The following is a 6,418-nucleotide window of genomic DNA, read 5'->3' as shown; positions in this document are numbered from 1 at the left end:
CTGGCGCCGCAAGGTGTGAGAGTTCAAGTCTCTCCTTCCGCACCATTATTTGTAGGGTTATCGCCAAGCGGTAAGGCAACGGGTTTTGATCTCGTCATCCCCTGGTTCGAATCCAGGTAACCCTGCCATATTACGAGTAGTACGTTGAAAAACGGACTGCCTGTTTTAACTTCAAGATCGTAAGACCCACTAGTAGGCTACCTTCTACTACTGAGGAAGTTAAAATAACAATTTGTGCGGGAGTGGCGGAATTGGTAGACGCACCAGATTTAGGTTCTGGCGCCGCAAGGTGTGAGAGTTCAAGTCTCTCCTTCCGCACCATTATTTGTAGGGTTATCGCCAAGCGGTAAGGCAACGGGTTTTGATCTCGTCATCCCCTGGTTCGAATCCAGGTAACCCTGCCACATCACGAGTAGCACGTTGAAAAACGGRCTGCCTGTTTTAACTTCAAGATCATCGACCCATTGATAARCGACCTTTTATTAGTGTGGAAGTTAAGATAAAAATTTGTGCGGGAATGGCGGAATTGGTAGACGCACCAGATTTAGGTTCTGGCGCCGCAAGGTGTGAGAGTTCAAGTCTCTCTTTCCGCACCATTATTTGTAGGGTTATCGCCAAGCGGTAAGGCAACGGGTTTTGATCTCGTCATCCCCTGGTTCGAATCCAGGTAACCCTGCCATATTACGAGTAGTACGTTGAAAAACGGACTGCCTGTTTTAACTTCAAGATCGTAAGACCCACTAGTAGGCTACCTTCTACTATTGAGGAAGTTAAAATAACAATTTGTGCGGGAGTGGCGGAATTGGTAGACGCACCAGATTTAGGTTCTGGCGCCGCAAGGTGTGAGAGTTCAAGTCTCTCCTTCCGCACCATCATTTAAAAAGCCATCTCATTGAGATGGCTTTTTTATTGTTTGTCACTTATGAACGGTTTATAAGCCTAGTGCATATTTAAGAATGGTATTCTTTAATGGACCAGACTCTTGCGCCAGTTTTAATCCAATGTTTCTGGCTAACTTGATAGGACCAATGTCATTACTGAACGCCGTATAGAAAAAGTCCATGCCCGTCTGCATCAATAAATTATCCGGTTTGCGTTTCAACTGATAGTAACGAAGCGCCTGTACACTGTCCCACTCCGTTTTGAGCTTATCGACTTCTGCTAACAGTGTTGTCACGTCTTTAAAGCCAAGATTAACTCCCTGTCCTGCTAATGGATTAATCGTATGCGCAGCGTCACCAAGCAGAACACATCGATTAGCGTAATAGCGTTGCGCATGCCGACGCGTAAGAGGAAAACTGCCAGATTGCTCAACAGAAAACGTGCCGAGCTCTTTCGGGAAGTGGGCAGTTATCTCGCTTTGAAGTTGCTCTTTGGTCATTGCACTCAGCTGACGAATTCTCTCAGGGCGGTCATACCACACCAGTGATCCTTTATGTCCGGATAAAGGCAGAAAAGATCGAGGCCCAGATGGGGTAAACCACTGCCAAGTAATATCTTGCTGCGCATCTTCCGTCTCAATATTAATCAACATGCAGTGCTGACGATAATCCCAAGCCGTGATACCAATACCCGCTTGTTGACGAACTTGTGAGTTCGCACCATCTGCCCCGACAACCCATTTAGCCAATAAACGCGTTCCATCACTGAGCTCTACGATGTTATGCGTCGGTCTAAAATGAAGCTGTTGGAGTGTTGCAGGGCAGTGCAGTGTCACATTAGGGTAATGCGCTAATTGCTGCCATAAACCAAGCTGCAAGACTCTGTTCTCAACGATGAACCCTAACTGCTGCATGTTCAAAGTATCACTATCGAAACACGTTCGACACTCAGGGTGTTCCCAAGTCTCTAAACGGCGATAGGGTGTGACTCTCATCTTAGTAATATCAGACCAAGCACCTAACTCTTCAATCAGGTCCACTGACGCTTGAGAAATCGCCGAAACTCGCAAGTCCATCGCTTGCTGTTGAGTAAAAGGATCCGGTGCACGCCCCTCTATCAGCGCAACCGTTTTTCCCTGTTTAGCAAATCCGATTGCAGCCGCTGCGCCGACCATACCCGCACCAACAACAACAATATCAAACTCTTCCATAACCACACTCAATCAAAATCATGACTTATGCCACTCATTTTACTCTGCTTGTGCATGAATACGAAACGCTAAACAGAAAAATTGGCTATAAGCGCTCTTTTAACAATGAGGATTTGTTATATCTATACCTAGTCACACCGCCTCGAAAGCAGTACAATACGCGACCTATTATTTTTAGTCGCACAAATTGCTGCTAGAGATACGTACCACTGTGATAACTTTATTTACGAGCGAATGTTAAATGGCTAAGAAACTGCTGATCAAAACCTGGGGCTGCCAGATGAACGAATACGATTCATCAAAAATGGCTGATCTGCTTGGCGCCGCAAATGGCTACGAGCTAACCGAAGAACCAACCGAAGCTGATGTTCTGCTACTTAACACTTGCTCTATTCGTGAAAAAGCTCAAGAGAAAGTGTTTCACCAGCTGGGTCGTTGGAAAACCTTAAAAGATGCCAAACCGGATCTTATTATTGGTGTAGGCGGTTGTGTTGCGACTCAAGAGGGTAAACACATTCGTCATCGTGCTCCTTATGTCGATGTTATTTTTGGTCCTCAGACTCTTCATCGTCTGCCTGAAATGATCCGTCAATCTCAAAGTAAAGATGCCCCCGTTATGGACATCTCTTTTCCTGAGATAGAGAAATTTGACAACTTACCAGAACCAAAAGCGGATGGTCCTTCTGCCTTTGTTTCGATTATGGAAGGTTGCTCAAAATATTGTACTTACTGCGTGGTGCCTTATACCCGTGGTGAAGAGGTTAGCCGTCCACTTGATGACGTGCTCTTTGAAATCGCTCAATTGGCGGATCAAGGCGTTCGAGAAGTAAATTTACTTGGCCAAAATGTGAACGCTTACCGTGGCGATACTCATGACGGTGACGACTGTACCTTTGCTGAACTGCTTCGTCTAGTTGCCAGCATTGATGGTATTGACCGCATTCGTTTTACTACCAGTCACCCTATCGAGTTTACGGATGACATTGTTGCCGTATATGAAGATACGCCTGAATTAGTGACCTTCTTACACCTACCCGTTCAAAGTGGTTCTGACCGAATTTTAACCATGATGAAGCGCCCGCATACCGCTATCGAATACAAATCCATTATTCGTAAGCTACGTAAAGCGCGTCCTGGCATTCAAATCAGTTCAGATTTTATCGTTGCTTTCCCTGGTGAAACAGAGCAAGACTTTGCCGCCACCATGAAACTGATTAAAGATGTTGATTTCGACATGAGTTACAGCTTTATTTTCTCGCCTCGCCCAGGCACGCCAGCGGCAGATTACCCATGCGACTTAAGTGAAGAGACCAAAAAAGAGCGTCTTTACGAGTTGCAGCAAGTGATCAACTCACAAGCGATGCGGTACTCACGTCAGATGTTAGGGACAGAACAACGCATTTTAGTTGAAGGTCCATCTCGTAAGAGCTTAATGGAATTACGCGGTAAAACAGAAAATAGCCGTACCGTTAATTTTGAAGGTAATGCAGACCTTATAGGACAGTTTGTTGACGTTAAAATTACCGAAGCGCTGCCAAACTCTTTGCGTGGAGAGCTGATACGCACTGAAGCAGATATGAATCTGCGTATTGCGGTTTCGCCTACAGAAGTGATGAATAAAACTCGTAAAGAAGATGATCTAGGTGTCGCCTCTTTTACGCCATAACATCATCTCTTATCCTCTCTCGCTAAAAAGCGCTTGATTTACCTCATAGTTGGTTGTTATAAAAGTATATTTCTATTTACTGATAGATTAACAACCAACTTTTCAACTCAATTTTATCATCTAACATTGAGTGATATGATTCCTGCTATTTGTAAGAAGTCACTTTGAGAGGCACTCTTGGATATAAAAATCACCACTTTAGAACTTACCCTAGAACCTTCAGACAACCGTCGATTATCAAGCTTATGCGGTCCATTTGATGACAATATTAAGCAGTTAGAGAGGCGTTTAGGGGTCGAAATCAATCACCGTGATAACAAGTTCAGTGTGGTAGGTAAGCCCCACACCGTTTCTGCAGCTTGTGACATTCTAAAAACCTTATACGTCGAAACGGCTCCTGTACGTGGGCAACATCCTGATATCGAACCAGATGCGATTCACTTAGCCATTAAAGAGTCCGGTATTTTAGAGCAAAGTAACGACCAAAATAACTTTACTTACGCCAAAGAGATCACCATCAAAACCAAAAAAGGGGTGATCAAACCAAGGACCCCTAATCAAGCTCAATATCTTGCTAATATGGTCACCCATGACATTAGCTTTGGTATTGGTCCAGCTGGTACGGGGAAAACTTACCTTGCCGTGGCTGCAGCTGTCGATGCTCTAGAGCGTCAAGAGGTTCGTCGTATTCTACTTACTCGTCCAGCAGTTGAAGCCGGTGAGAAACTGGGGTTCTTACCTGGAGATTTAAGTCAAAAGGTCGACCCTTACTTACGCCCTTTATACGATGCTTTGTTTGAAATGCTTGGTTTTGAGCGCGTTGAAAAGCTTATCGAACGTAATGTTATTGAAGTTGCTCCGCTGGCGTATATGCGAGGTAGAACCCTCAACGATGCCTTTATCATCCTTGATGAGAGCCAAAACACCACAGTCGAACAGATGAAGATGTTTTTAACTCGAATCGGATTCAACTCCCGCGCCATCATCACAGGTGATGTAACTCAAATAGATCTACCACGGCATACCAAGTCAGGTCTTCGACACGCCGTTGAAGTGCTGTCTGAAGTGGATGAAATCAGCTTTAACTTCTTCCTTGCCGATGACGTAGTACGCCACCCTGTGGTTGCTCGTATTGTAAATGCTTACGAGAAGTGGGAAAGACAAGATCAAATCGATAAAAAAGCTATTGAGACGAAACGCCGTGAAGAGCAAGAAAACAAAGCACTCAACGCGACGATTGCCCAACAAAATAGAGAGCTGTAATGAGCATTGAATTAGATCTACAAATTGCTAGCCAAAACAGTGAAGGGCTACCAACAGAGAGTGACTTTCAGTTATGGTTAAGCACGACTGTCTCCCTGTTTCAACCACAAGCAGAGGTGACAATTCGAATTGTGGATGAGACAGAGAGTCAGCAGCTCAATTTTGATTATCGTGGCAAGGAAAAACCAACCAATGTGTTGTCTTTCCCTTTTGATGTGCCACCAGGTATTGAGATCGATCTGTTAGGCGATCTCATCATCTGTCGCCAAGTGGTTGAACAAGAAGCAGAGCAACAAAACAAAAGCTTAGCAGCACATTGGGCTCATATGGTTGTACATGGCTCACTTCATCTGCTAGGTTATGATCATATAGAAGATGAAGAAGCTGAAGAGATGGAAAGTTTGGAGACGGAGATCATGATAAAAATGAATTTTCCAGACCCATACTTGTCTGAAAAAGAGTAAGCTACACGCTTATTTAATACGCCACTTTTCATTATGTTTACCCACTGATACAGAGAAAAAATGAACGAAGAAAACTCACAAAATTCTGATGGTCCGAGTCGGAAGTCCTTATTAGGACGTGTTGCACAACTGTTTCAATCAGAACCTAAAGATCGTCAAGAGCTTGTTGATGTATTTAGAGATTCAGAAGAGAACGACCTGATAGATCACGATACTCGAGATATGCTCGAAGGAGTGATTGAAATATCAGAGATGCGAGTTCGTGACATCATGTTACCGCGTTCGCAGATGGTCACGGTGGAAAGAACTGAAGATTTTGACACTTTAATCACCACCATCATTGATGCCTCTCACTCGCGCTACCCTGTTATCAGTGAAGATAAAGACCATGTAGAAGGCATTCTACTGGCCAAAGATCTCATCCGTTACCTCGGCTCCGACTGCGAACCTTTTGACATTGAGAAAGTACTACGTCCAGCGGTTGTGGTCCCTGAAAGTAAGCGCGTCGACAAACTGCTTAAAGAGTTTCGTCAAGAGCGCTATCACATGGCGATCGTTGTTGATGAATTTGGTGGCGTTTCAGGCTTAATCACTATCGAAGATATTCTCGAAGAGATTGTTGGCGAAATTGAAGATGAGTTCGACGATGATGACGAACAAGAGATCAGAAAATTAAGTAAACATACCTTCTCTATTAAAGCCCTGACCACAATTGAGAGCTTTAATGAAGCCTTCTCTACTAACTTCAGTGATGATGAAATTGACACGGTTGGCGGCATGGTATTAACCAGTTTTGGCCACCTTCCTGACAGCGGTGAAACCATTGAATTAAGTGGCTTCAATTTTAAAGTAACTTCAGCAGATAACCGTCGTATTGTTCAACTTCAGGTCACGGTACCAGAAAACACTCCGACCGTTATTGAACCGACGTAA

General features: G+C 44.2%; 5 protein-coding genes and 6 tRNA genes. 10 read left to right on the top strand and 1 reads right to left on the bottom strand.

Annotated features, from left to right (window positions below; translation table 11 throughout):
- Nucleotides 1-53: 53 nt before the first annotated feature.
- From L4C32_RS15635 to L4C32_RS15610, 6 genes are all read left to right on the top strand, one after another.
- Nucleotides 54-128: transfer RNA gene (locus L4C32_RS15635), tRNA-Gln, on the top strand.
- A 108-nt stretch (nt 129-236) separates the two neighbouring features.
- Nucleotides 237-321: transfer RNA gene (locus L4C32_RS15630), tRNA-Leu, on the top strand.
- Nucleotides 322-329: 8 nt separating this feature from the next.
- Nucleotides 330-404, top strand: a tRNA-Gln gene (locus L4C32_RS15625).
- A gap of 107 nt (nt 405-511) precedes the next feature.
- A tRNA-Leu gene (locus L4C32_RS15620) sits at nt 512-596 on the top strand.
- An 8-nt stretch (nt 597-604) separates the two neighbouring features.
- Nucleotides 605-679, top strand: a tRNA-Gln gene (locus L4C32_RS15615).
- A gap of 108 nt (nt 680-787) precedes the next feature.
- A tRNA-Leu gene (locus tag L4C32_RS15610) sits at nt 788-872 on the top strand.
- A 59-nt stretch (nt 873-931) separates the two neighbouring features.
- Here the strand turns inward: L4C32_RS15610 and L4C32_RS15605 are convergent.
- Nucleotides 932-2,092, bottom strand: coding sequence for a 2-octaprenyl-3-methyl-6-methoxy-1,4-benzoquinol hydroxylase (locus L4C32_RS15605; RefSeq protein WP_428197822.1), 1,161 nt, complete (start codon nt 2,090-2,092; stop codon nt 932-934).
- A 241-nt stretch (nt 2,093-2,333) separates the two neighbouring features.
- Between L4C32_RS15605 and miaB the strand changes: the two genes are divergently transcribed.
- From miaB to corC, 4 genes are all read left to right on the top strand, one after another.
- Nucleotides 2,334-3,758, top strand: coding sequence for a tRNA (N6-isopentenyl adenosine(37)-C2)-methylthiotransferase MiaB (gene miaB, locus L4C32_RS15600; protein ID WP_428197821.1), 1,425 nt, complete (start codon nt 2,334-2,336; stop codon nt 3,756-3,758).
- Between the two features lie 177 nt (nt 3,759-3,935).
- A complete protein-coding gene (locus tag L4C32_RS15595) occupies nt 3,936-5,021 on the top strand; it encodes a PhoH family protein (RefSeq protein WP_428197820.1) in 1,086 nt (361 codons plus the stop codon).
- A complete protein-coding gene (gene ybeY, locus L4C32_RS15590; RefSeq protein ID WP_428197819.1) occupies nt 5,021-5,485 on the top strand; it encodes an rRNA maturation RNase YbeY in 465 nt (154 codons plus the stop codon). Before L4C32_RS15595 ends, ybeY begins: the two co-directional genes overlap by 1 nt.
- A gap of 60 nt (nt 5,486-5,545) precedes the next feature.
- Nucleotides 5,546-6,418 carry a CNNM family magnesium/cobalt transport protein CorC gene (gene corC, locus L4C32_RS15585; protein ID WP_428197818.1) on the top strand — a complete coding sequence of 291 codons (873 nt, stop codon included), beginning with the start codon at nt 5,546-5,548 and terminating at the stop codon, nt 6,416-6,418.

It is taken from the genome of Aliivibrio kagoshimensis (assembly GCF_050337105.1).
Classification (GTDB): domain Bacteria; phylum Pseudomonadota; class Gammaproteobacteria; order Enterobacterales; family Vibrionaceae; genus Aliivibrio_A; species Aliivibrio_A kagoshimensis.
Note: the sequence above shows the minus strand (reverse complement) of the source record. Positions and strands in the feature narration are given on the sequence as shown.